3 protein-coding genes are annotated in these 1,542 nt (G+C 76.4%); 2 read left to right on the forward strand and 1 reads right to left on the reverse strand.

The genetic code is table 11. From position 1 onward, the window contains the following. Positions 1 to 187: hypothetical protein (locus tag RI554_11530; GenBank protein ID MDR9392643.1), on the reverse strand; the 187-nt coding region annotated here is incomplete at its 3' end. Between the two features lie 206 nt (positions 188 to 393). Between RI554_11530 and RI554_11535 the strand changes: the two genes are divergently transcribed. Beyond that, positions 394 to 939: a GspH/FimT family protein gene (locus tag RI554_11535; protein ID MDR9392644.1), complete on the forward strand. Its 546-nt coding sequence runs from the start codon at positions 394 to 396 to the stop codon at positions 937 to 939. Next, positions 936 to 1,397 carry a hypothetical protein gene (locus RI554_11540; protein ID MDR9392645.1) on the forward strand — a complete coding sequence of 154 codons (462 nt, stop codon included), beginning with the start codon at positions 936 to 938 and terminating at the stop codon, positions 1,395 to 1,397. The genes RI554_11535 and RI554_11540 overlap by 4 nt, the downstream gene beginning before the upstream one ends. Positions 1,398 to 1,542 lie beyond the last annotated feature (145 nt).

A 1,542-nucleotide genomic window follows, 5' to 3' on the forward strand; every position in this document is an offset into this window, starting at 1 on the left:
CGGTCACGACGTCGGTCTGGACGACGCCGCGCCCGTCCTCGCCGGGCTGGTAGATGGGCACGGTGGATTCGGCGGTGGTCTCCGCGGTGAGGGCGTACGTGCCGTCGATGGCGGCGTCGCCGTCGGGACTGCAGGCGGCCAGCGTCAGGGCGGCCACGATCAGGGTCAGGATCGATGCGGTGCGCATGGAGCCTCCTCTCCTCGTTCGCCGTGAATCATACCCCTCGGCGCCCGCGCCGGCGTTCGGGAGCGTACGGGGCGGCGGCCGCGCGCGGTGCAGGGCGTCGGATGCGGGGCGCCGGGTGCAGGGCGTGGAGGGTGGGCGACTGGGGACGTCCCGTCCGCCGCGACGTGCGCACCCCACGACCCGCGCGGAGGGGGCATGATGGAGCCATGACACGCGCCGGCCCCCCGTCGTCCTGGCTCGCGCGCGGGCGGCGGCCGCGGGCGCGAGCGGGCCTGACGCTCGTCGAGCTGCTGGTCGGCCTCGCGCTCCTCGGCGTGCTGGCCGGCGTCGCGGCGCTGGCGCTGCCGACCGACCGGTTCACCGTGCACGGGGAGGTCGAGGGGGTCGCGCGGCTCCTGCAACGCGCGAAGTTCCACGCGCTCGAGCGGGGCCGGTGGGTGTGGGTGGAGATCGACGACGCCGGCGACCGCGTGATCGTACGGAGCGGCGAGACGCCGACCCTGGCCGACGCCGACGTCCGCGTCGAGGCACGCCGGGTCGCGGCGGGCGGCGCGCCGCTGACGTTGGAGGTGGAGGGCGTCGCCACGCCCGTCGCGCTGGTGTTCGACCCCCGCGGGACGGGACAGGGCCTGCTCGAGGCCGGCGCCGCGAGCGCGGCGACGACGTTCGAGGTGACGGTGCGGCACGGCGGGACCGACTACGCACGGACGTTGGCGGTCAACCGCTACGCGGAGACGGAGGTGGTGCCGTGACCCGCACGCGTGGCCTGACGATGCTCGAGGCGTTGCTGGCGCTCGCGGTCCTCGGGGTGCTCCTGGCCACCGTCGCGTCGCTGCAGGTGTCGAACCTCACCGTCTCGCGGGCGGCGGCGGCGGACGGCGAACGTCTGGAGGTCGCGCGCGCGGTCTTCGAGACGACCGCCCGGCGGGTCGAGGACGATTTCGAGGCGTACCGGGCGTGCGCCGGCGGGGCGGGCGCCTGCCGCGAGACCGGGACGCGCGACGGGTTCGCGTACGACGTCGCGCTCCACGGCGACCCGGTGGCGCGCCGCGTCGGCGGTGGGGACGTCGCCACGCGGGGCCTGGTCCGCATCGACGTGACGGTCGAGGGGCGCGGGGGCGCGACGTCCCTGCACCGGCACGTGTCCTGCCTGGCGGCGACGGTGTCCCCCGCACCCAGCGTCGCGGACCCCGGGGCGGCGTGCGAATGAGGCGCCGGCGCGCAGGCCTGACGTTGCTGGAGATCCTCGTCGCGTCGGCGGTGGCGGGCCTCCTGCTGGCGTTCCTGGGGACGTACTTCGCGCGGCAGGCGTCGATCTCGACCGACGTCCGCGACCGCGCGGCGTTGCGCCTGAC

The sequence above is a fragment of the Trueperaceae bacterium genome, assembly GCA_031581195.1.
Lineage (GTDB): Bacteria > Deinococcota > Deinococci > Deinococcales > Trueperaceae > SLSQ01.